This window comes from Vreelandella glaciei (genome assembly GCF_013415125.1).
In the GTDB taxonomy this organism is placed as follows: domain Bacteria; phylum Pseudomonadota; class Gammaproteobacteria; order Pseudomonadales; family Halomonadaceae; genus Vreelandella; species Vreelandella glaciei.
The window spans coordinates 18,176-38,645 of sequence record NZ_JACCDE010000003.1 but is presented as its reverse complement, the minus strand read 5'-3'; the positions used below and the strand labels follow the sequence as shown (position 1 = coordinate 38,645).

The 20,470-nt window shown below is 53.9% G+C and carries 26 protein-coding genes and 1 pseudogene; 14 read left to right on the top strand and 13 right to left on the bottom strand.

Going from position 1 to position 20,470, the window contains the following annotated elements:
- Positions 1 to 3 precede the first annotated feature (3 nt).
- From HZS80_RS02695 to HZS80_RS02685, 3 genes and pseudogenes are all read left to right on the top strand, one after another.
- Positions 4 to 1,345 (top strand): annotated as a pseudogene (locus HZS80_RS02695) (MATE family efflux transporter).
- A gap of 137 nt (positions 1,346 to 1,482) precedes the next feature.
- Positions 1,483 to 3,135 carry a nitrite/sulfite reductase gene (locus tag HZS80_RS02690; protein WP_179915102.1) on the top strand — a complete coding sequence of 551 codons (1,653 nt, stop codon included), beginning with the start codon at positions 1,483 to 1,485 and terminating at the stop codon, positions 3,133 to 3,135.
- Entirely contained in the window at positions 3,128 to 3,691 is a 564-nt protein-coding gene (locus tag HZS80_RS02685) for a DUF934 domain-containing protein (protein ID WP_035558153.1), read from the top strand. Before HZS80_RS02690 ends, HZS80_RS02685 begins: the two co-directional genes overlap by 8 nt.
- Positions 3,692 to 3,750: 59 nt before the next feature.
- On the opposite strand, the gene smrA is transcribed toward HZS80_RS02685, so the two are convergent.
- Complete coding sequence (gene smrA / locus HZS80_RS02680) at positions 3,751 to 4,341, bottom strand: DNA endonuclease SmrA (protein WP_008957944.1); 591 nt, start codon at positions 4,339 to 4,341, stop codon at positions 3,751 to 3,753.
- A gap of 226 nt (positions 4,342 to 4,567) precedes the next feature.
- On the opposite strand from smrA, the gene HZS80_RS02675 reads away from it, so the two are divergent.
- The 3 genes from HZS80_RS02675 to HZS80_RS02665 are packed head-to-tail and all read left to right on the top strand — an operon-like array spanning position 4,568 to position 6,106.
- Positions 4,568 to 5,038: a gamma-glutamylcyclotransferase family protein gene (locus tag HZS80_RS02675; protein WP_035558734.1), complete on the top strand. Its 471-nt coding sequence runs from the start codon at positions 4,568 to 4,570 to the stop codon at positions 5,036 to 5,038.
- Positions 5,039 to 5,096: 58 nt separating this feature from the next.
- A complete protein-coding gene (gene wrbA / locus HZS80_RS02670) occupies positions 5,097 to 5,720 on the top strand; it encodes an NAD(P)H:quinone oxidoreductase (protein ID WP_179915101.1) in 624 nt (207 codons plus the stop codon).
- Positions 5,717 to 6,106 carry a DUF2069 domain-containing protein gene (locus HZS80_RS02665; RefSeq protein WP_035558146.1) on the top strand — a complete coding sequence of 130 codons (390 nt, stop codon included), beginning with the start codon at positions 5,717 to 5,719 and terminating at the stop codon, positions 6,104 to 6,106. Before wrbA ends, HZS80_RS02665 begins: the two co-directional genes overlap by 4 nt.
- Before the next feature lie 7 nt (positions 6,107 to 6,113).
- Here the strand turns inward: HZS80_RS02665 and HZS80_RS02660 are convergent, their stop codons facing one another.
- A complete protein-coding gene (locus HZS80_RS02660; protein ID WP_035558143.1) occupies positions 6,114 to 6,800 on the bottom strand; it encodes a cytochrome b/b6 domain-containing protein in 687 nt (228 codons plus the stop codon).
- 237 nt (positions 6,801 to 7,037) lie between these two features.
- Here HZS80_RS02660 and pdxH point away from each other — a divergent pair, with 237 nt between their 5' ends.
- Positions 7,038 to 7,682 (top strand): pyridoxamine 5'-phosphate oxidase, encoded by a 645-nt coding sequence (gene pdxH / locus HZS80_RS02655; protein ID WP_179915100.1) that lies wholly within the window; start codon positions 7,038 to 7,040, stop codon positions 7,680 to 7,682.
- Between the two features lie 94 nt (positions 7,683 to 7,776).
- Here pdxH and HZS80_RS02650 read toward each other — a convergent pair whose 3' ends face one another.
- The gene (locus HZS80_RS02650; RefSeq protein WP_179915099.1) at positions 7,777 to 10,524 is read right to left on the bottom strand and encodes a bifunctional acetate--CoA ligase family protein/GNAT family N-acetyltransferase; all 2,748 of its coding nucleotides are present in this window, start codon (positions 10,522 to 10,524) and stop codon (positions 7,777 to 7,779) included.
- A 103-nt stretch (positions 10,525 to 10,627) separates the two neighbouring features.
- On the opposite strand from HZS80_RS02650, the gene HZS80_RS02645 reads away from it, so the two are divergent.
- Positions 10,628 to 11,569 carry a histone deacetylase family protein gene (locus HZS80_RS02645; protein WP_179915098.1) on the top strand — a complete coding sequence of 314 codons (942 nt, stop codon included), beginning with the start codon at positions 10,628 to 10,630 and terminating at the stop codon, positions 11,567 to 11,569.
- Between the two features lie 106 nt (positions 11,570 to 11,675).
- Complete coding sequence (locus tag HZS80_RS02640; protein WP_035558135.1) at positions 11,676 to 12,308, top strand: helix-turn-helix domain-containing protein; 633 nt, start codon at positions 11,676 to 11,678, stop codon at positions 12,306 to 12,308.
- Between the two features lie 17 nt (positions 12,309 to 12,325).
- Here the strand turns inward: HZS80_RS02640 and HZS80_RS02635 are convergent, their stop codons facing one another.
- From HZS80_RS02635 to HZS80_RS02615, 5 genes are all read right to left on the bottom strand, one after another.
- Positions 12,326 to 12,676: a TusE/DsrC/DsvC family sulfur relay protein gene (locus HZS80_RS02635; RefSeq protein WP_179915097.1), complete on the bottom strand. Its 351-nt coding sequence runs from the start codon at positions 12,674 to 12,676 to the stop codon at positions 12,326 to 12,328.
- A gap of 3 nt (positions 12,677 to 12,679) precedes the next feature.
- The gene (tusB, locus tag HZS80_RS02630; RefSeq protein WP_035558127.1) at positions 12,680 to 12,970 is read right to left on the bottom strand and encodes a sulfurtransferase complex subunit TusB; all 291 of its coding nucleotides are present in this window, start codon (positions 12,968 to 12,970) and stop codon (positions 12,680 to 12,682) included.
- Positions 12,971 to 12,980: 10 nt separating this feature from the next.
- Complete coding sequence (tusC, locus tag HZS80_RS02625) at positions 12,981 to 13,346, bottom strand: sulfurtransferase complex subunit TusC (protein WP_035558123.1); 366 nt, start codon at positions 13,344 to 13,346, stop codon at positions 12,981 to 12,983.
- A gap of 11 nt (positions 13,347 to 13,357) precedes the next feature.
- A complete protein-coding gene (gene tusD, locus HZS80_RS02620) occupies positions 13,358 to 13,747 on the bottom strand; it encodes a sulfurtransferase complex subunit TusD (protein WP_008957932.1) in 390 nt (129 codons plus the stop codon).
- Between the two features lie 102 nt (positions 13,748 to 13,849).
- A complete protein-coding gene (locus tag HZS80_RS02615; RefSeq protein WP_008957931.1) occupies positions 13,850 to 14,530 on the bottom strand; it encodes a Bax inhibitor-1/YccA family protein in 681 nt (226 codons plus the stop codon).
- 173 nt (positions 14,531 to 14,703) lie between these two features.
- On the opposite strand from HZS80_RS02615, the gene HZS80_RS02610 reads away from it, so the two are divergent.
- Positions 14,704 to 15,462 (top strand): dienelactone hydrolase family protein, encoded by a 759-nt coding sequence (locus HZS80_RS02610; RefSeq protein ID WP_179915096.1) that lies wholly within the window; start codon positions 14,704 to 14,706, stop codon positions 15,460 to 15,462.
- A gap of 46 nt (positions 15,463 to 15,508) precedes the next feature.
- Here HZS80_RS02610 and HZS80_RS02605 read toward each other — a convergent pair whose 3' ends face one another.
- Positions 15,509 to 15,679: a hypothetical protein gene (locus tag HZS80_RS02605; RefSeq protein WP_179915095.1), complete on the bottom strand. Its 171-nt coding sequence runs from the start codon at positions 15,677 to 15,679 to the stop codon at positions 15,509 to 15,511.
- 151 nt (positions 15,680 to 15,830) lie between these two features.
- Between HZS80_RS02605 and HZS80_RS02600 the strand changes: the two genes are divergently transcribed.
- The 4 genes from HZS80_RS02600 to HZS80_RS02585 all read left to right on the top strand — a co-directional run bounded on the left by HZS80_RS02600 (position 15,831) and on the right by HZS80_RS02585 (position 18,083).
- A complete protein-coding gene (locus HZS80_RS02600; RefSeq protein WP_179915094.1) occupies positions 15,831 to 16,019 on the top strand; it encodes a hypothetical protein in 189 nt (62 codons plus the stop codon).
- A gap of 401 nt (positions 16,020 to 16,420) precedes the next feature.
- Positions 16,421 to 16,747 carry a hypothetical protein gene (locus HZS80_RS02595; RefSeq protein ID WP_144408583.1) on the top strand — a complete coding sequence of 109 codons (327 nt, stop codon included), beginning with the start codon at positions 16,421 to 16,423 and terminating at the stop codon, positions 16,745 to 16,747.
- A complete protein-coding gene (locus HZS80_RS02590; RefSeq protein WP_158414210.1) occupies positions 16,744 to 16,887 on the top strand; it encodes a hypothetical protein in 144 nt (47 codons plus the stop codon). The genes HZS80_RS02595 and HZS80_RS02590 overlap by 4 nt, the downstream gene beginning before the upstream one ends.
- 134 nt (positions 16,888 to 17,021) lie before the next feature.
- Positions 17,022 to 18,083, top strand: a complete 1,062-nt coding sequence (locus HZS80_RS02585) for an ion channel (RefSeq protein WP_179915093.1) — start codon at positions 17,022 to 17,024, stop codon at positions 18,081 to 18,083.
- Between the two features lie 38 nt (positions 18,084 to 18,121).
- Here HZS80_RS02585 and HZS80_RS02580 read toward each other — a convergent pair whose 3' ends face one another.
- The 4 genes from HZS80_RS02580 to HZS80_RS02570 form a co-directional block, all read right to left on the bottom strand.
- Positions 18,122 to 18,403: a hypothetical protein gene (locus HZS80_RS02580; protein WP_246361677.1), complete on the bottom strand. Its 282-nt coding sequence runs from the start codon at positions 18,401 to 18,403 to the stop codon at positions 18,122 to 18,124.
- On the bottom strand, positions 18,357 to 18,590 hold the full coding sequence (locus HZS80_RS23340; RefSeq protein ID WP_246361675.1) for an NAD(P)H-dependent oxidoreductase: 234 nt from the start codon (positions 18,588 to 18,590) through the stop codon (positions 18,357 to 18,359). Before HZS80_RS23340 ends, HZS80_RS02580 begins: the two co-directional genes overlap by 47 nt.
- Before the next feature lie 167 nt (positions 18,591 to 18,757).
- Entirely contained in the window at positions 18,758 to 19,891 is a 1,134-nt protein-coding gene (locus HZS80_RS02575) for an endonuclease/exonuclease/phosphatase family protein (protein ID WP_179915092.1), read from the bottom strand.
- A 197-nt stretch (positions 19,892 to 20,088) separates the two neighbouring features.
- Complete coding sequence (locus HZS80_RS02570; RefSeq protein WP_179915091.1) at positions 20,089 to 20,421, bottom strand: hypothetical protein; 333 nt, start codon at positions 20,419 to 20,421, stop codon at positions 20,089 to 20,091.
- Positions 20,422 to 20,470 lie beyond the last annotated feature (49 nt).

The window sequence follows — 20,470 nt, the reverse complement described above, 5'->3', positions numbered from 1 at the left end:
TTAATGCTGTTAGTCGCTCGCCGTCACGGCAAGGTTATTCGCCTTGCCTTACCTATCGCTGGGCATGCTCTCCCAGAGCATGCTCAACTTGATCGATGCCGCACTGGTAGGGCATTTAGGCGAGGTAGCCCTTGCTGGCGTGGGAGTCGGCGGTTACGCCATGTTTATGCTCAGCGCTGTCGTGTTTGGACTCTCCTCAAGCGTGCAGTCACAAACTGCTCATCGCGTCGGTGCTGCCCACACAGAGATCGCCCACCCGCTTAGGTCGGGGCTGGTGATTGGGCTTGCAGTTGCCCTGCCGCTTACTCTCTGGGCCTGGTGGCAAGCGCCGCTGCTGATTAGCTTGATTAGCCAAGCCGATGACGTTCAAGCCGTTGCGGTTGGCTATTTTCGTTGGCGGGTGGTGTCACTGATGGCCATTGCGCTAACACTCTGTTTTCGTGGCTACTGGAATGGTCGTCAACAGACGCATCTCTACTTACGAATTATTGTGGCGGTTCATTTGCTCAACGTGGTGGTCAGCGCCGTTTTGATTTATGGCCTGGGAGGCCTGCCTGCAATGGGGTCTAGCGGCGCGGGTGCCGGTACGACACTGTCGCTGTTTGTAGGCTTGATTGCGTGGTGCTGGGTAAGCATAAAAAGCCCCTCTAGCGCGCATTTTTTGACACACCTGCCAAGCTTAGCCACCCTGCGTACTACTCTGGTTCTTGCCGCCCCCCACTCTTTGCAGCAGCTGTTGTTCGCAGCGGGTTACGTGGTACTCATTGGGGTATTAAGCCAGCTGGGCACGGCCAGCGTTGCGGTGGGTCATGTGTTGATTAATCTGTCGCTGTTGCTGATCTTGCCCGGAGTGGGGGTTGGCGTTGCGGCCATGAGCCTGGTGGGTGAAGCGCTAGGCCGGGATGCTCAGCAGGAGGCCCACCGCTGGGGGCTAGATGCGCTGCGGGTCGCCTGGTTGCTCCTGCTTGTTCTGGCGCTGCCGATGCTGCTTGTGCCCGAGCAAGTACTCGCACTCTTTTTTACCAACAGTGAGCTAGTCGCGCTGGGTAAACTTCCGCTGCAGCTAACCGGCGTGATGATTGTGCTGGATGCCGCCGCTCTGGTGCTTGCCCAGGCGTTAATGGGCGCAGGCGCCCAGCGCACGGTCATGATGCTAACCCTGGGGATGCAGTGGCTGCTTTTTTTACCCCTGGCCTGGTGGGTGGGGATTGGCTTAGAACAGGGTTTATTAGGTATTTGGCTTATGCAACTGCTTTACCGATTGATAAACTCAGCCGGTTTTTTATGGGTATGGCAGCGCCGCCGCTGGCTGGCCCCGCTTTCTAACTCGTTGACTGGCCCATGATATGTGTTCTAAATAGCTTTTAGAGATAAAAAGATAATTATATATTCTTTTGTAGAATATGACGCCCGCGTTAAGGTGACACAATATTAACGTCCGTCTCAACGTGACCATTTCGCTTTTTAGCAGGATCGTGCCACATGTACCGTTATGATATTCACGACCAAACACTGGTTGATGAGCGTGTCGCTCAGTTCCGCGACCAAATGGAACGCTACCGCGCAGGGCGTTTGGGTGAAGAAGAGTTCCGCCCATTAAGGTTGCAGAACGGCCTCTATATTCAACGCCATGCGCCCATGCTGCGCATTGCGATACCTTACGGCATGCTGGCGGGTAATCAGCTACGTGCCCTTGCTGAGATTACTCGTCGTTATGACCGTGGTTACGGCCACTTCACCACACGACAGAATCTACAGCTGAACTGGCCCGCCCTTGAGGATGTGCCGGATATTTTGGCAGATCTGGCCAAAGTACAAATGCACGCGATCCAGACCAGCGGCAACTGTATCCGTAACACGACCAGCGACCAGTTTGCTGGTATCGCCAATGATGAAGTGGAAGACCCGCGCCCCTGGTGCGAGCTGATTCGTCAGTGGTCTACCCTGCACCCTGAATTTGCCTACTTGCCGCGTAAATTCAAAATCGCAGTCAGCGGTGCCGCGCAGGACCGCGCCGCGATTCAGGTTCACGATATTGGCCTGCGTCTGTGGCACAACGCTGACGGTGAGCTGCGCATTAAAGTTTTGGCCGGCGGTGGGCTTGGCCGCACGCCAATGATTGCGGACGTGGTACGCGAAGATCTGCCCTGGCAGCACCTGCTGACCTATCTGGAAGCTTGTGTGCGGGTTTACAACCAGTTCGGTCGTCGTGACAACAAGTTCAAGGCGCGGATCAAGATTCTCGTCAAAGCACTGGGCATCGAAGAGTTCCGCCGCCGGGTTGATGAAGAGTGGGCACACCTGAAAGATGGCCCGCAAACACTCAACCAGGCGGCTGTTGATGCAGCCAAACTCCACTTCCCTGAGCCAGATCGTCGCCCGGTTGCCGAGAACGCCAACGAAGCGTTCGACCTACTGCGTACTGAAAACCGCAGTTTTGCACGCTTTGTGACCAATAACGTCTCGGATCACAAGGTGCCCGGCTATAAAGCAGTAACGCTTTCCCTGAAGCGTCGTGAGCATGCGCCTGGCGATGTGACTGCTGATCAGATGGAAGCCGTCGCCGATTTGGCTGATCGCTACAGTTTTGGTGAAGTACGCGTTACCCACGAGCAGAACCTGGTGCTTTCTGATGTGCCGGTCGATGAGCTGGAAGCACTGTGGAAAGAGCTTGAGGCGCTGGGTATGGCGAACCCCACGGTAGGTACGCTTAACGACATAATCTGCTGCCCTGGCGGTGACTACTGCAGCCTAGCCAATGCGGTCTCTATCCCTATTGCCCAGGCGCTGCAGGAACGCTTTGAAGATCTAGACTTCTTGTATGATCTTGGCCCGCTGGATCTGAATATTTCCGGCTGCATGAATGCCTGTGGCCACCACCACGTGGGTCATATCGGCATCTTGGGCGTCGATAAAAAGGGCGAAGAGTTCTACCAGATCTCCATTGGCGGTAACTCCACCGATGATGCGTCACTGGGTAAAATTCTAGGCCCATCATTTTTCCGCTCTGACGTGCCGGATGTCATCGAAAAAGTATTAGAAGTCTATGTGGCGCAGCGCCATGAAGACGAGCGGTTCCTGGATACTTACCGCCGTATTGGCTTAAAACCCTTTAAGGAGCGTGTCTATGCCTAATAGCCGTGTGCCTAATAAAACAGATGAGACGCAAACTGAAGCAGTTGAGCAGACGCCAGTACATGTTGATCATTTGATAGCTTACGGCGAGCTAGCGGCAGAGAACGCTTGGTGTGTCTCCTACGATGTGGAAACGCTTCCCGAACAGCGCCCGGCGTTTGTACCACTAGCGCTGTGGCAAGCCAACCAGGAGGATGCCGAGCTGGCGCCACTTCTCACCAGCGACACCGAACTAACAGCCGAGTTGGCGCAACAGCTTGGCAGTGCCCAGGCCATTGCGATTGACTTTCCTGCCTTCACCGATGGGCGTGGCTACAGCCTGGCGCGCCTGCTGCGCGAGCGCTACGGTTATGAGGGCGAAGTTCGTGCAGTGGGCGACGTACTGGTAGATCAGCTGGACTACATGCGACGCTGCGGGTTTTCGAGTATGGCATTGCGCGATGATCAGCACCCAGAGGATGCCCTGCGTGCGCTAAGCTTTATCAGCGTTCGCTACCAGCCTGATGTGGAAGAGCGTCAGGCGCTGTTTGAACGCCGCTTAACCGCTAGCGAGTAGTTTTAAAATGACATAAAAGGGCAGCTTCGGCTGCCCTTTTTGATGGTTAGGACGGCAGATTAGCCTCGTCGCTTCTGCTGGCGCTCGCGGTTATTGGCTTTGGCACGGTCACTCTTGCGCAGCATGACCCAGGTAGCGCCTAGCCCCCCTTCTGAAGACTGGGCGGATACATACGCCTGGACTTCCTCAAACTGGCTGAGCCATTTGGCAAGATAGGAACGCAGCACGTTGGCAGGACTGTCGATTTCGCGCCCCCGGCCATGAACAATCATGACTGAGCGCAAGTCATGGGCATAGGCTTCCTGAATGAACGGGAACAGCATTCGGCGGCACTCACTTAAGGGTCGCCGCAGCAGGTGCAGCTGTGATTGAACGCTATAACCGCCGTGCTTTAATTTATCGACCACGCCTTGCTGAATACCCTCACGCCGATACTCCATCGGGTCGAACGGAGGAAGCAGGTCGACAAAGTCATCGGATAGAAAGTTGCGCGCCCCCATCTCCTCTTCCGCCCATTCACGGCGAGCCAGCTGCGCCTCAGAAGGCCTTTTGCGATTAGCGCCAGGGTCTGCACGATTGCTTGGTGGTAGTGGCTTAACATCGCCGATGAGATCACGAAAATCCATATCATCACGAAGTGGCTGATTCATTGCAGGCTCCTCCGGCAGGATCAAAAGACCATCTATGTTACCTAGATAGCCTAGCAAATCTGACCACTTTGCTTAAGCAGATAAAATAAGTCGATTACTCAGGATGTGAAGCATAGAGCTCAAACACATGGGGCTTAAATTATAGAGCTTGTTTTCACCAAGTTGGCACGCCAAGCTATACAGCCACTTTTTCATCATCAATCAGAGGCGCTTTGGTTTGGCTAAAATGGTGTGGCTTAAACGCCTTTTTGTTATCGCTGGCGTGGGGTTGCTCAGTCTAGCGGGATGGTTATGGTTAACCATGCTGAGCCCGTGGTTTTACGACCGCCCAGAAGACCTGGCCGACATCGAACAGCGCCCTCATCAGGTCTTCGTTTACGGCACGCTGCGCTACGCGCCCATTCGCTTGGTGGTTATGGGCAGTTTCGGCGTCCCTGAAAAGGCCACTCTGGAAGACTATCAGCGCGATGGGTTGGACCTTTCCCCCCAGCCTGGGAGTGATGTAGAAGGCCTGCTGCTCCATGTGGATGCTGATGAACTGGCCCGCCTTGACCGCTATGAACGGCTGGGTATTCGCTATGAGCGAATGGAAATCACCCTCCGCGATGGCACCCGCGCCTGGGTTTATCTGCGTTTACCGGTACTAGAAAATACGTTTGTACCGGACGCGGACTTACCAATAGCTCTGGTACCATAGGCAACCATGTTATGCGCTATTTGCGTGACAGCTTCCATGATCCTAGCCAGGAATAATGATGAGTGAAATGACTCCGTACGTTTTGGTGCTCTACTACTCCCGCTCTGGGGCAACGGCCACCATGGCGCAGCAAATTGCCGCTGGTGTAGAAAGTGTGCCCGGTATTCAGGCGTGCTTGCGAACAGTGGCACCGGTTTCAACTACCTGTGAAGCCGTCGATCCCGAGATTCCTGAACAGGGCGCGGTCTACGCTGATTTGGACGATTTACGCAACTGCAGCGCACTGGCGCTCGGTAGCCCAACACGGTTTGGCAACATGGCCGCGCCGCTGAAATATTTTATCGACTCTACCAGTAGCCTCTGGATGAACGGTGCGCTGATTGATAAACCCGCCTGCGCTTTCACCTCGACATCAAGCCTGCACGGTGGCCAAGAAAGCACACTGCTAACCATGCTGGTACCACTACTGCATCATGGCATGGTCTATGCGGGCGTGCCGTACAGTGAAACCACGCTGCTGGAAACTCACACCGGCGGTACGCCCTACGGTGCCAGCCACTTGGCCGGTACGCGCAGCGATCGCTCGGTGGATGAACACGAGCGCGCGCTATGCGTGGCCCAGGGCAAACGCATAGCGCGGCTCGCCCTCGCCCTGCACGCTATTCGTCAGGAGGCATTATGAGACAGTGGTTAGAAGACGTAGAAGCCCGTCATGGGATTGATAAGCTCACACAGCGAACCCGCCAACTGGTGTTGGCCAGCTTTGCTATTTTATTGGTGCTGGTTATTTACCGAGGCTTTCTAGTACAAGGCGACGAGTTTAACTGGCGCCCGGTGTTAGCCTTTGTCCTGCCCCTGGTACTGTTCCTGCCCTCTATCATTGGCCAGCGAGCCCGTGGTCATGCGTGGCTGGCATTTGTCAGCCTGCTCTATTTTACTCAGGGGATAATGTTGGCAACGTTGCCCGGACAAAGTGCGCGCGGGCTTTTAGAAGCGGCCGTTTCGCTGGCTCTATTTGCGGGCTGCATGGGCTATGCGCGTTTCCGTAGCCGTCAGCTACGTCAATAAATAACGTTTAAAACCAGAGCCATACGACAACACCAGCAGCTATTAGCAGAGCACCCAGTGCTCGTAAACGCAGCATGGAGGCAGTTAACGGCTCATTGTGAGCATCGGTCGGCTGCTGGTGAAAGCGCTTGGTACCTCCCAGCATCGCCGCTAACAGCGGCTCTCCAAGCAGCCGATGCACTACCAGCCCGACCAAGTGCAGTCCAATTAAGATGATCAAGAGATCGCTATTCCACTGATGCAAGGTTCGCAACTGGCTGCTAGCACCTTCCCCAAATAAGCCATAGAGTGGCGCCTGAAAAAAGATGTCGTCGCTCAAAAACACACCGCTGACTGCTTGAAAAGTGAGCGAGAGCAGCATGATCACCACCATCCAGCCGCCTAACGGGTTATGGCTGGCATAAGCACTCGGCTTTCGCTGGATGAGTGCCTTTGAATAGGCCATTGTTTTAGCCGGTGGATACAAAAATGTCTTGAATCTCGCATAGACACTACCCAGCACGCCCCATAACCAGCGAAAGACAAGTAACCCGAGTATCAGGTAACCTGCCTGGGCGTGTACCTCAATGGGAAAGAGAAAAGGCGCACCGCTAGTCTTGGTGGTATAAAATGAGATCAACACTGCCAGCACCAATCCCCAGTGAAACAGGCGCATCCAACTATCCCATACTTCAATTGCTACCTTGCCACGCATAGCCCTTTCCTCTATCAGCAGTGATGAGCTAACCGGTGGTGAGCCCGTATGGGTGAGACAGCTTCGCATTAATTCTAACTTTCTCATAGAATGCGGGACAGTTAGTCGCAACCAAGTTTGTCTCTACGGGAGAAGTGACCGTCGTGAATAGTTGCGTTAAACATTCATTGATGGCGATCACTTGAGCTTTAAAGGCAGACCAGCGAACATGGATTAAATTCAAGGGAGAAGCATTCGATGACACGTAATATAGCCGATATCAGGCGTGATTATGAAGGCGGTAGGCTTGATGAATCCCAGGCACCTGACGATCCATTCGTGTTATTCGCTGAGTGGTTCACTCTTGCGCTGGAAAAAGAGGGCAAGGATGGTAACGCCATGACGCTTGCCACCGTTGACAGCCAAGGCAGGCCCCATGCCCGGGTAGTACTATTAAAAGGGTTTGATGAGCGCGGCATGGTCTTTTTTACCAATTACCATAGCCATAAAGGCAGCGAGTTGAGCAATGTACCCTTCGCTGCCATGACATTCTGGTGGCCTTCGCTCTCTCGCCAGGTGCGTATCGAAGGCCCCGTTGAGCCGGTGTCAGCCGATGAGTCCGACGAGTACTTTGCCAGCCGCCCACGCGGCAGCCAGCTAGGTGCGTGGATTGCGACTCAGAGCGTTGTGATTCCCGATCGCAATTGGATCGAAGAGCGCCAAAACCGTTTCGAACAAGCCTACGATGGTCAGAACATCCCTCGCCCTATCCATTGGGGAGGCTATCGCGTCGAACCGGAAATGATCGAGTTTTGGCAGGGCCAGCCTAGCCGCTTGCACGACCGGCTGCGCTTTGAACGCCGCGATGGTGGCGAATGGGGCCGCTTCCGGCTGGCGCCATAAATCATCACGATACGCCTAGGCCTGACGCTTAAAACGCAGGCCTTTTGGGTTGTGTACCCTCGTCCGGCAATTAACCCGGTATCTAGTCTGACGCTTAGTCCGGCAAACTTTCCAGGCGGTGCCGTTGCCACTCGCTTTCGGGTTCGTTGAGACGCAGCACGGCATCTATGACCTGCTCTTCCATGTTGTAACGGCTCTTGAATCCCAGATGTTTCATCAAGGCCCGCATCGGGTGGTTGTCGACCATGATTTTGCCGATCATTTCCAGCGTGCCGATGTTGGTGCAGTAAGCAATCATCTTATTCATCAGCAGGCTGCCAATGCCCAGCCCCTGTAGATCATCACGAATGATGACCGAAAATTCGGTACGGATATTGTCCGGGTCGTTCCATACCCGCACTACCCCTAGCATTTCCTTGCTGCCATCTTCGCTCAAGTGTTCGGCGATAAACGCCATCTGGCGGTCATAATTGATATGCGACAGGATCGACAAATCGCGCTGAGTAAGATTGGACTTATTATGGAAGTAGCGGAAGCGAATACTCTCTTCCGACAACTGGCGGTGGAAGGTGGTAATCAAGTGGGCATCTTCAGCGCGAATCGGCCTTACTTCCACCTTCCAGCCATTTTTGAGTGTCACCCATTCACGCAGCTCTTCCGGATACGGCATGATCGCAAAACGCGACGGCGTACCAAGGTCCATGGCGAAATCCACAGCGACCATGCCATCGCGATTAAGCAGCAATGGGTTCACTTCCAGCCCACGCAAATCGCCCAAATCCGATGCCATCTGCGATAGTTTCACCAGCATTTGGCACAGGTGCTGTATATCGCGATCAGGGTCAGCGGAGTGTTCACGGATTAGCGAAGCGGCATGGGTTCGGCCCACCACATCGGCTGCCAGGCTCATATTAAGCGGTGGCAGCGCTACTTGGCGGTCAGCCAGCACGTTAACCTTGTAGCCGCCGATACCAAAGACGATCAGGGGCCCAAACACAGGGTCGCGAGTGATACCGGCGCAAATTTGCATCGAGTGTTTGCCACGCTGCATAGGCTGCAAACAGTATTCGCGGATCGCATACTCGGGGAATTTCTCAGCCACCTTGTCGCCCAGCCGCCGCACGCCTTCAGCTACCTGTTCGGGTGTTTTCAAATCCTGCAGCAGGCCTGCCGAAATTTTATGTGGGTGCTTACGGTAGCGATAAGGACGGCAGTTGCCTTCATGAACCACCTTAAGCGCTTTGGTGCCGGGGATTTCGGTCGCCCGGGCAAGCGCTTCTTCCGGGTTGGCCAGATAGACGCTTGGCGCGGTTGGGATACCATATGCCTCCAGCACCTGGGCGGTTTCCGAGTGGGTCAGCGTCTGCCTGCCCTGCTCTTTTGCCCCTTTGATCAAGGTGCGGCACTGGGCACGAATTTCCGGGCTGGTTGAAAACGGCAAGCTGGGCGGGATTTCCTGCAGCAGTGCCTGAACGCGCTGGTAAATCACCATATGCATAAACGCCTTGACGGCTTTTTCCGGCGAAATATAGGTCGGAATTCCGGCCAGATTACAGGCGTGTCTGGCGTTGAGTGCCTCTTTTAGGCCCATCCAACTAGTCAGCAGGTTGCGGCGAAACTTCTTACGGTTATCGATTAGGGCTTGGGCTGTCACCAGCGATGGGGCCATGCGTGTGGGGGCATGAACCACTAACACGGCGTCTACGTTGGCATCGGACGCGACAATCTCCAGTGCCTGGACAAAACGCTCGGGTGAGGCGTTACCGCCCAAATCCACCGGGTTCTCGCCCGGTTTACTCATATCGACTTCGCTACGGTGTAGCGCAGCCTGGGTTTCGGCGCTAAATTCAGCCAATTTGCCGCCGGCACTAATTAACTTGTCGATGGCCAGCATGGCAGGACCCAAACCATTCGAGACAATCGCCAGGCGGTCGCCCTTCAGCGGCTTCATTCGCGAGAGGGTTTCCAGCGCGTCGAGCAGTTCATCGGAGTCATCAACCCGCACGACCCCCGCACGGGCAAAAGCGGCATCAAACACCACGTCGCGGTTGGCGATACCAGGTGTCGGTGCCATGCCGGAAATATCCGACTCTGGCGTACGGCCGCTCTTGATAGCCAGTACCAGACGGTTGCGCGAGGCGTCACGCACAGCGGTCATGAAGTGCTGCGCGTCACTGATCCGCTCCAGGTGCAACAATATGGCCTGCGCGGGAGAAAACTGATTAACGTAATCGATTAGATCCGGCAGCAGCACATCAACGCTGTCGCCAACCGTAATCAGATGTGAAAAGCCGACATCCCGCCCCGCGGCCCAATCGATCATCGCATTGGCGAGCATGCCGGACTGGCCAAGGTAGGCGACCTTACCTGCCTTCACCGGCTGACTGGCATACGAGGCGTTGAGTTTTTTACCCGGCACAATCAACCCCATGCACTCCGGGCCCAGCACACGAATACCGGAGACGCGTGCCGCACTCAGCATACGTTCGCGAATCGAGCCCTTGTTGCCCTTGTCGCGATCCAGATAGGCGCCTCCGGAGAGCACCAGGGCAGCCTTGACGCCGTGCTGACCAAGCTTTTTGATCAGGTCAGGTACGCCCTCGATAGGCGTGCAGACCACGGCCAGATCAGGCACCTCAGGCAGTTCACTCACCCGGCTCACGCAGGGGGCGCCGAATACCTGCGGGTACCCCTTGAGATTGACCGCCCAGAGCGCCCCCTTGAAGCCGCCCTCTTGAATATTTCTCAGCACTAAACCGCCCAGCGATGCGGGCTTTTCAGAGGCGCCAAACACCGCTAGTGTATGAGGTTCAAAGAAATGGTGTAAAAAGCGCGTGCTCACGAATGAGTCTCCCCTGACTAAATAGCGGCTGTACGACTTATTGACACTGTCGCGTAGGGCATGGAGGCGATTAAGGTGGCATCAATAATAATGGAGCGTTTGAATGATTACCGCCTACCTTACCCACCCAGACTGCTCATTGCACCATATGGGGCCGGAGCATCCCGAAAGCCCTCAGCGTCTGGAGGCTATTCGCGCTCGCCTATCGCTTGCTGGTCTATTACAGCAGACCATGCAGGCAGATGCCAAAGAAGCCTGCGAAGAAGCCCTGGCTAGGGTACACCCCTTGCGTCATCTGCGCGCTCTGGAAAAGTGCTTGCCCAGCGAGGGCATTGTTACGCTAGATAGCGACACCATGATGAACCCTAACAGCCTGAAAGCCGCGCGCGTGGCTGTGGGGGCGGTCATTCGTGGTGTTGACCAGGTATTTAAACGTCAGGCGGACAACGTATTTTGTGCCGTAAGGCCGCCCGGCCACCATGCCGAAGCCAGCGATGCCATGGGGTTCTGTTTTTACAACAATATTGCCGTGGGCGCGGCTCATGCCAGGGCCAAGTATGGCGCCAAACGCATCGCGATCCTCGATTTTGATGTGCACCAATGCAACGGTACCATCGATATCTTCAAGAATGACCCAGAGGTGCTGATCTGCACCAGTTTCCAATACCCATTTTACCCCTGGCGCTATTTGCGCAGTGAGTGGCAAAACGTCGTCAATACCCCACTGGAAGTGGGTAGCGACGGACGCGAGTTCCGTCGCGTAGTGGAAAACCATTGGCTGCCTGCCTTGCACGCCTTCAAGCCCGATCTCGTCATGATTTCCGCCGGGTTCGATGCCCACCGGGATGACCCGATGGGCGATCTCTGCCTAGAGGACGAAGATTTCTATTGGGTAACGCATCTGGCAATGGAGATCGCGACACTTTATGCCGACAACCGAATTGTCTCGGTACTTGAGGGCGGCTATAACCCTAAGTCGCTGGCCAGTGGTGTCGAGGCGCATCTCAAAGCGCTGCTGGGTTTGCCCTTTGCAGAGGTTCCCTAGTGCTGGCATCTGATTGGCAACCACTCTTGGCGGCCTGACGGCTGTGATATCATGGGCATTTTACAGCTACTTCCAGCCCAAGCCAACGCAGCCAATTTGACAATTTATGACCGCTACTTCTGAACAGCATGCCGCGCTGCGTATCGCATCGGGAAGCAAACCGTTTGTTGAGCCGCTGCGCCTGGGCGAACGGCTCAAGCAAATCCGTCTTGCCAATCAATGGACTCTGGAAGATGTCAGCCAGCGCACGGGGCTTGCCCGCTCGACGCTCTCTAAAATCGAGAATGATCAAGTCTCTCCTACGTTCAGCGTGGTACAGAAGCTGACCACCGGTCTCAACATCGACCTACCCCAACTGCTGACACCACCTAAACGGGAGCGTTACACCATGGGGCGGCGCGATTTGACCCGGAAAGGAAAAGGCCAGCTGCACCCTACGCCGACCTACGAGCACGAGTTGCTGGGGCATCAACTCGCCCAGAAACGTATGATTCCGTTCAAAACCATTGTGCGGGCACGCAGCTTCGACGAGTATCACCAGTGGGTACGCCATGATGGCGAAGAGTTCTTGATGGTGCTGCATGGCGACATCATGCTCTACACCGAATTCTACGCCCCATTGGTACTGGCAGAGGGTGACAGCATCTACTTTGATAGCGACATGGGGCATGCGCTCGTTTCCACCAGCCAAGACGACGCAGTGGTGCTTTCCGTGTGTACCCGTGGCGATGCGGCGTAGCGAACGCAAATAGTACGTTATAGGCAATTGGTAGGTTTGGGTAGCCCGGCCAGACGGGCAATTCTTTTTGCCGGACTGCCAGGAAAGAGCTGCATAAGATAAATCGAGCGTCCCTTCTCTTCTCCCAGCGCGTTTTTCGTTGCCTTGACGAGTGGCCGCATGGCCGGCGCCATTTCGTAGCGTTGGTAAAATGTCCGAACAACCTCAATGATTTCCCAATGAGCAGGCGTAAGCGGCAAGCCTTCTTCTTCTGCCATCAGGTTAGCGACGGTATCGCTCCACTTTGACTGATCAACTAGATAACCTTCCGGATCTAGCCCCCATTTTTGTTCTGAATCAAGATAACGGTATATTTTTGGATCTAACATGAGTTAATACCAAGTAACTGTCTTTGTGTATTGCTCCGTAAGGGCTACAAAGCCGTCCATCTCCAGGGTAGGCAGTTGGTGCTCGGCCGCAATACTGGCAAGGCCACGTGACTTCAAGTCCTCCAATAACAGGAAGATTCGCGAAGGGCACTGCTCCCAAGCCTCCCAGGCAGGGGCAAGCGCAGCAGTGACCGCCTCTTCAATCAACAGGACGCTATCCTGCGCCCCTACCGCCTGCTGCATTTGAGCAGCTGCACTGCTATCAGGTGCTTTGGTGAGGATGTGTAGAATCATAGTAGCCCCACTAAAAACTAAGAATGTTGCTGTGCTGCTGCAATAACCCAGGCACTTGCTGTTCCGCTAGGAGGGTCACTCCTTCTACGAGGGCATCCGTGGTTAAGTGCATGCCTTTCAGCGCCTCTTCCGTTACCCATAGCTTCTCAATATCGTACATTTCCAACATGTCGATAGTGGGCAGCGTCGCTTTTTGCCCGGCAGCCCCACTGCCCTGCTCTTTCAGCAAAGCCAGTATCCCCTGTCCCATGAACAGTAGATGCACGGGCTGGCCAAACGCCGCAGCCACCAAGGCAGCATCTAACCCTTCACGCAACCAGCTTGAGTTGTGAGGAGCGTGTCGAATAATCACTAACAGCGCGTTAGGCGTCGCCATGGGGTCTCCTTTTAAGCAAAAGTAATGAGGCGATCGGCACGTTGCTGCAACTCAAGCAGCTGGCCAAGACCGGTCAACTCAAAGGGAGGTGAGAGATTATACGCCTGCTTTCCATGACGCTGCGCTTCCGACTCATTCATCAACCCGCGCCGCAGGGCAGCGGCGATACAGACGTCCAGGGGGACCGCATGTTGCTGGTGCAGCTCAGCCCAGGCGTCGTGCATATTGAGTTCGTCCTGCGGTGGCGCCATCAGAGAAGAGGCATTATGAACGCCGTCGTGATAGAAAAAAACACCTGCGAGTTGATGCCCACGCGCCAGCACGGCATGGGCAAAACGCAATGCAGAGTGAGGGGCCGGGCTGCTGTACGGTGCGCCCATTACCAATAAGCCGTACTGCATCATTTTAATACCTAGTTGTTAATACCTAGTGACGGTGGCCCTAAAAAAAAGACAGACCCTAAAAATAGGGCCTGTCATATCATCTAGTAGCGCTCCCAGAGATCAATCGTTGCTCATGATACCCAGAATTGAAAGAAGGCTCACAAACAAATTGTAGATCGAAACGTAGAGCGTCACGGTGGCGAGAATATAGTTGGTCTCGCCAGCACGGTGAATGATCTCGCTGGTTTGATACAGGATGGCAGCTGAAGCAAACAGCACAAAACCAGCCGATACCATCAGTGAAAGCGCAGGAATGTTAAAGAAGAACCCAGCAATCATGGCAAGAATCAACACGATGGCACCTGCCATCAAGAAGTTGCTCAAGAAGCTAAAGTCTTTCTTGGTGGTTAGCGCCACCGCTGATAGACCCACAAACGTCAGACCGGTCATGGCCAGCGCGTTCATGATCAGCGCACCGCCGTTAGGCAGGGTCAAGTAGGCAGAAAGGATCGGCCCTAGCGTAAAGCCCATGAAGCCGGTGAAGGCAAACGTTGCCAGCAGACCCGCTGCAGAGTTAGCGGTTTTGTGGACAAGGAACATCAGGCCGTAGGCACCAATGAAGAACACAAAGATGTTCATCTGTTGAATACCAAGTGCAACTGCGGCACCTGCGGTTACTGCCGAAAACAGCAGTGTCATTGCCAGTAGCGCGTAGGTGTTTCGCAACACCTTGTTAGTACTAACACTATTAGCAACGCCGCCCGACTGGGGACGTGCCATACGTGAATCGTTGTAAGCCATGTGTTCATGCTCCCTAATGGTATTTCCAACAACTGACAAGCATGCCGTCACCGAGTTCCAGACGCAAGCCTTTGTCTATTTCACACTATCTTCTTCGCCAATGGTTATTCAACGTTGAATCAGCTTAGCAAGCATTGTTTATGCTTCCTGAATACTCAATTGGACACGCTACTATGAAAAAAATTCTGCTCTCTGGGAGCACTTTAACTCTCTTGGCAATCGCACTGCCTGCTTTAGCATTCTCGCCCGCGGGGGAAGATATCTCGTACAGCGTGAACGGAGAGGACTTCCAAGGCTATTTTATTACTGGAGGAAACAACGCAAAGGGCAGCGTATTAATTGTCCATGACTGGGATGGCCTGGATGACTATGAGCGCAAGCGCGCCGATATGTTGGCCGAGCAGGGCTACGACGCCTTTGCTGTTGATCTCTATGGTGCAGGCAACCGCCCCCAGGCGGTCGACGATAAGCGAGCCGCCACTAACCGCCTCTACCAAGATCGAGAGCGTATGCGTGCTCTAACGCTGGGTGGTTTAGCGCAAGCGAGGGAACAAGGTGCTGCTGAACAAACGGTCATAATGGGTTACTGCTTTGGCGGTGCGGTGGCACTGGAGATCGCTCGTTCTGGCGAGGTAGATAACATCGCTTCTTATGCCAGTTTTCACGGCGGGCTAACGACACCGGAGGGCCAGGACTATTCCAGCAAGACGGCCCCCATTTTCATCGCCCATGGCGGTGCTGATAGCTCTGTGAGCCTAGAGGATGTTGCTACCCTGGTAGAGAAACTGGAAACCACAGGGATCATCTATGAGGTGGGCATTTATTCGGGCGCACCGCACGCCTTCAGCGTGTTTGGTAGTGATGCTTACCACGAACGCGCCGACCAGCGCTCATGGGCTGCCTTCAATGCCTGGCTGGACGAGAGACTTTGAGCCCCCCTGGCGGCACCGTTTGCCGCCAGGGGATAAATGCTCCCTTTCAGCTTTGCACTTCTTCTTCGTCATCGGTTTCGTCTTTATGCGGCGTCACTGAGGTAATCGCCGTTTGACGAACATCCTGCGACGAGTTGTAGAGACGAGCATCAATCACATGCAGCACCGCCAATTGCGCAAATAACACCGCAAAACAGACGATCAGACCTTTTAACATGGCGGTTTTCCAGAGAAGTAACGTTAATCGCATAGTAGCCGATTGTTGACTAAACACAATCGCTTTAAGCGACAGATGCCACCCTCCCCCAGCCTCACCCTTTCACAAAGATGGTCTACAGTTAAGATGAATCAAAACCAAGGAGAGGACTATGGCGACGTTTATCGTCTACAGAGCTGTCAAGGAAGGTGCCGAGATTGATTCACAGCCCGAATGGTGGGTGGTTGATACGCGTGAGGCGAGTGATAGAGATGGCGAGTTCGTTAGACACCGCTGCGCAACGAAGCCTGAGGCTGATCGAGAAGTGCGCCAGCTCAATGAGCAATATGACAATACTTGAGCTTCGCTGGATAAATGTCTAACAATAGCGGTGGAGGCCGCTCTAGCCTCCATTCCGCTTATTGGATCTAACTGATTATTCGTACCCGTTAGTCCTTAACCGAGACGGTACGCAGGTCATCAACGGCCACGCCTTCTGGCAAATCCTAGACTTCTGCAGGCAACCATACTGGAGAAAGATCACTGTCTTCTCTGCCATCCTCAAAATGATGGCCAGGAATTCGATAAACGACTCGATTGTGGTGATGGTCCCACGCAAATACACGATCCATATGCTTATCCTGATAAATGAACATAACCGTTATGACCCCTAGGTTCAGCGTGATGTTCCATGGACGCTGATCGATAACCGTGACCCGATGTTGCTGGGTTATTTTTGCTTGATGAATAATGGGTGGTCGTTTGAAAGAACCTCATGATGGTAAAGACCCGCAAGAGGCTCTACGTGCTAGGCTCAACAAAAGCTTACAGGAACGCAGGGCCTCAGCAGTACGCAGGAGAATAGGCGCCCGAGCAACCCGGCAGCAGTTCCTGGAAGCGACTCGCAACGTGGGCGTGATCGTAGTGGCCACTTGCTTCACGGCGGGCTGGGTAGTCACCAATCCCAGCTTAAATACCGATAATGTTTGGATGGGCGTGGGACTGGGTATACTCTTGATCTTTGTCGGGTCGTTCGGCTATGGTTATGTGGAGCGGGATAAAACCTCAGATGAGGAAAGTAAGCTATGAATGAACTTATTCTTGCCAGTATGTTGATGAGCCTTGCGGTAGTATCAGGCGGTATGGTCTGGAGTCAGTACCGCGAGCACCACGGTAAAAAATCACTTACCGAGAGCGCATTTTCCTGGATTGCCAAGCGCTTCGCTTAAGAGCTACAGCTTATAAATAACAAAGGGTCGCTACTTGCGACCCTTTTTGTTTATTCCATAGACGCTTAAACACTCAATTCTCGACTTCCGCGCCAAACAAAGAACATGCGCACTTATTACTCTAAGAGACCCAAATGCCTGTAATCCAGCGACTGCTTCGCGTCCTCAAAGCATCAACTCTTCAAATCTCATGGACATTTCTTCTGCTAGTAGTCCTCGCACACATGGGCACTACCTGGGCGTTTTTTTCCATGGTCGGCGAAACAATGGCCGACTCCATTACCGATTGGGTTTACTTTTATGTGGTGGTTGCCAGCACTGTCGGTTTCGGTGATTTCAGCCCCGAAACAGTGGCTGGCAAATGGATCACCACGCTCTATCTCATTCCAGGCGGCATTTCGCTGTTTGCAGCGTTGATTGGTAAAGCCACTGTCACACTTTCAGTTTTTTGGAGACTGCAAATGCAAGGAAAAGGCGATTTTAGCCACCTAACCGGCCATACCCTCGTTATCGGCTGGCACGGCGAAACCACAGAACGTATTTTGGATATTCTCAAAGCCGACAAAAGCCTACCTGACGAGATAGTGCTTTGTGTGACCAAAGAGATGAGCAATCCACGCCCAGCCGATCTGAAGTTTATTAAAGGCGAGAGTTTTTCCAATGCTGATCTTCTCAAGCGGGCGGGGGTTGAGAACGCCAGCCGTATTATTATTTATGACACAAGCGATGATCGGGTGGCCACTGTCGCACTGAGTGCCTACAGCCTAAAAGGAAAAGGTGCCCATATTGTCGCCCACTGCGCAAATCCTGACACCGCAGCGATGCTACGTCGCACCTTACCCGGTATCGAATGCACCCAGGCGCTGGCACTTGAAATGCTGGTACGCTCCGCTTCAGATGCCGGTATTTCGCGAGTGGTTAATGAGCTACTTGCCGTCGATCGCGGCGCTACGCAGTATCAAACGAAGATAAGTAAACCGCCTACTGGTGCCACTTTTGGCGACCTTTTTATACAGGCGAAAAAGATCTGCAACGCCACCGTTTTAGGGCTCGCTAGCGGCCAGGACGATAGCGAAGGCAGCATGCTCAACCCTGCCACGGACCGTCCATTACAAGATGGCGATATCGTCTACTACATGGCCAATACACGGCTTTCGGAACAACAAATGGGAGGCTTGCTCAGCGAGTCCCGCTAGAGCAATTCCCCCTTCGCTCCGCCTAACGCACGCAGGTGTCAGTTATCTTGATTAGGGTATGGGGCTTGCTTCAGTAGCGTTGCGAGATGAACACAGTTACGAGTAAGTCCCGCTGTTGCGGTTTGAACGACCTCTGGCGTCTGCTTCAAATCTTTGAAATCGGTTGACTGCATTGCTTCGCCTACCCAGTAGGTAGAAGCATTCGCTGGAATCGTGAAACCGACATCGTTCAAGCCCTGGAACAGTTCGGCGATAATATGATGCGCGCCATCTTCATTCCCCCACCGCCACGACGCCCGCAACACAACCGTATGAGACAAGCCGCCCCTGGTCATCTGTCTCATCCAGAAAAGCATCAAGCCGCTCTAGAACGCGCTGGCAAACACTGGAGTGATGCCCTAACCAAACCGGGCTGCCCAAGATGAATATATCGGCGTCTAGGATTCGCTGACGAAGTTGAGGCCAATCATCCACCTCTATCTTCTTAATGAAAAGATCGTGCTTCATGCTGGCTAAAACAAAAACCAATGTCACTGATGCCTGCGCATGCTTCAATCAAGCGAATTTAAATAAACCTATCTGTAAGTAGAGAGTTATCTACACTATAGCTAAATACTAGGGAGCCTATGATTAACACTATGCCAGATCAAGCAGTTAGCTTAACCATAGCTGCTCTACTCTGAAGCACCCGCGTCATGCTCGGCGGCGTCTTCTTCTCCTTCTTCAACCATTTCCTGGGCCTCTTCCTCTTCTTCTTCTGACGCTTCGGGCTTTTCCTGGTCTTTACGCCCAACGGCAAGTGTCGTAACGATGCCGAAGTGGTCGGAGCCAATCACTTTGACACGTTCAAGCTCAACCAGATGAAGCCCGTCAGAGACGAACAGATGGTCGATTGGGTAGCGCCAAAACGGGTACGCCGAATGGTAAGTACTCAGCAATCGTCGGCCACGACGGGGGTCTTTTAGATCGCTCAAATCGGCAAACAGCCGCGTGGTATGCGACCAGCCCACATCGTTAAAATCGCCGGTGACGATCCAGCGATTATCCGGGTCTTCTTGCACATGCTCGGCTATCAGCATAAGTTCCGCATCGCGTTCGCGGCTGTCCCGTCTTGCCTCGGCATCCTCGCTCTCGATATCTTCTTCAAGGCCGGGGGGTACAGGATGAGCGCCAACAAACCGCACGGCACCCATGCCTGGCACATCAAGGGTGGCGAAAACCGACGGTCTGCGCTCAGAAACTAAGTGTTCCACCTGCTCCTCCAAAAACGGATAACGCGACCAAAGCACCAGTCCCTGGCCTTCATCACGCACCTCTCCCACCCGATAATCGTAATAGTCGTCCAGCGGTGCCAGCCCTTCTTCCCACGCGCTATCAACTTCAATCAACAGTAAGAGATCGGGATCCTCACGCCGCACCATCTCTATCAATTCGGAGTAATGATCGTTTTTGAAAGTAATATTGGCGGTCAGCACTTTTAACGCTGTCCGGTTGTCATCGGACCGCATTTCCGCCGACGGAACCTCGGTGGGCCAAACGGGGGTAAAGGGCAAGATGTGGTAAAGGTGCCACCCAGCAATGGCCAGGATAACGGCTACCCAGACGGCATGCTCTTTTCGTGGGCGCTTGAGCCACGCATGGATAGCTAACAGAAGAAGCGGAAACACCAACGCGGCGGTTAACTGCAAACGAGGGAAATCCCACAGCCTGACCCACCACTCACCACTGGGTAACAAAGGTAGAAGACATACCACCACCATTAAAAGAACCAGCACTCGGCTGGCCCACAAAAGAAGCTTTAAAAACATGAAACCTCTCAAACGCAGCAACGGCGGCCGTTAATGATTGGCCGCTAATCTCGCATAAATGTATGCCTAATGCGTAGTAATTAATAAGAAAAATCGTGAATTCCGCAACCGGGGTGATGATCACTAATCTGAATTGGTTTGGTAAGCTAATCGTCTTAGCGAATCGCTTCAAAGCCGAGTTTATGTCAAGCAGGCAGCTATCGACTGCGGAGAGATTGGCCAACCCGCGTCTCAAGTATTGTTTCTCTCAGCATTGTTGGCCATAGCCGTACACATAGGAAGGCCGCCTTTCGCCCTAAGCAATAAGAGAGCACGCTCGCCAGTAGCTCCGCATTGCGGACTGGTCGCATTAGATCGGTGTAGGCCAAGCGCTGATACATATTGGAATCGCCACCCGAGGCGTAAACGCGGGCTGCAAGGGATGCCGTGTGCAGGGCAATCGCAATGCCATACCAGCAAACGACGGGATAACCGCTGCTTGGGCGGGAGCAGGCTTGGCTGCGAGTCACCGGGGGAGCGGAGATAACCATAAGGAACACCGGAAACTGCCAAGGGCTCCCTATCAACTCCATAATGCCA

Coding starts and splice junctions, on each gene's coding strand:
- tusB (WP_035558127.1), bottom strand. CDS start 12,970: ATGATTCTACACATCCTCACCAAAGCACCTGATAGCAGTGCAGCTGCT.
- pdxH (WP_179915100.1), top strand. CDS start 7,038: ATGACACGTAATATAGCCGATATCAGGCGTGATTATGAAGGCGGTAGG.
- HZS80_RS02610 (WP_179915096.1), top strand. CDS start 14,704: ATGAAAAAAATTCTGCTCTCTGGGAGCACTTTAACTCTCTTGGCAATC.
- HZS80_RS02600 (WP_179915094.1), top strand. CDS start 15,831: ATGGCGACGTTTATCGTCTACAGAGCTGTCAAGGAAGGTGCCGAGATT.
- HZS80_RS02645 (WP_179915098.1), top strand. CDS start 10,628: ATGATTACCGCCTACCTTACCCACCCAGACTGCTCATTGCACCATATG.
- HZS80_RS02660 (WP_035558143.1), bottom strand. CDS start 6,800: ATGCGTGGCAAGGTAGCAATTGAAGTATGGGATAGTTGGATGCGCCTG.
- HZS80_RS02675 (WP_035558734.1), top strand. CDS start 4,568: ATGGTGTGGCTTAAACGCCTTTTTGTTATCGCTGGCGTGGGGTTGCTC.
- HZS80_RS02635 (WP_179915097.1), bottom strand. CDS start 12,676: ATGTTAGATCCAAAAATATACCGTTATCTTGATTCAGAACAAAAATGG.
- HZS80_RS02575 (WP_179915092.1), bottom strand. CDS start 19,891: ATGTTTTTAAAGCTTCTTTTGTGGGCCAGCCGAGTGCTGGTTCTTTTA.
- HZS80_RS02585 (WP_179915093.1), top strand. CDS start 17,022: ATGCCTGTAATCCAGCGACTGCTTCGCGTCCTCAAAGCATCAACTCTT.
- HZS80_RS02570 (WP_179915091.1), bottom strand. CDS start 20,421: ATGGTTATCTCCGCTCCCCCGGTGACTCGCAGCCAAGCCTGCTCCCGC.
- HZS80_RS02665 (WP_035558146.1), top strand. CDS start 5,717: ATGAGACAGTGGTTAGAAGACGTAGAAGCCCGTCATGGGATTGATAAG.
- HZS80_RS02605 (WP_179915095.1), bottom strand. CDS start 15,679: ATGTTAAAAGGTCTGATCGTCTGTTTTGCGGTGTTATTTGCGCAATTG.
- smrA (WP_008957944.1), bottom strand. CDS start 4,341: ATGAATCAGCCACTTCGTGATGATATGGATTTTCGTGATCTCATCGGC.
- wrbA (WP_179915101.1), top strand. CDS start 5,097: ATGAGTGAAATGACTCCGTACGTTTTGGTGCTCTACTACTCCCGCTCT.
- tusD (WP_008957932.1), bottom strand. CDS start 13,747: ATGCAGTACGGCTTATTGGTAATGGGCGCACCGTACAGCAGCCCGGCC.
- HZS80_RS02690 (WP_179915102.1), top strand. CDS start 1,483: ATGTACCGTTATGATATTCACGACCAAACACTGGTTGATGAGCGTGTC.
- HZS80_RS02590 (WP_158414210.1), top strand. CDS start 16,744: ATGAATGAACTTATTCTTGCCAGTATGTTGATGAGCCTTGCGGTAGTA.
- tusC (WP_035558123.1), bottom strand. CDS start 13,346: ATGGCGACGCCTAACGCGCTGTTAGTGATTATTCGACACGCTCCTCAC.
- HZS80_RS02615 (WP_008957931.1), bottom strand. CDS start 14,530: ATGGCTTACAACGATTCACGTATGGCACGTCCCCAGTCGGGCGGCGTT.
- HZS80_RS23340 (WP_246361675.1), bottom strand. CDS start 18,590: ATGAAGCACGATCTTTTCATTAAGAAGATAGAGGTGGATGATTGGCCT.
- HZS80_RS02685 (WP_035558153.1), top strand. CDS start 3,128: ATGCCTAATAGCCGTGTGCCTAATAAAACAGATGAGACGCAAACTGAA.
- HZS80_RS02640 (WP_035558135.1), top strand. CDS start 11,676: ATGACCGCTACTTCTGAACAGCATGCCGCGCTGCGTATCGCATCGGGA.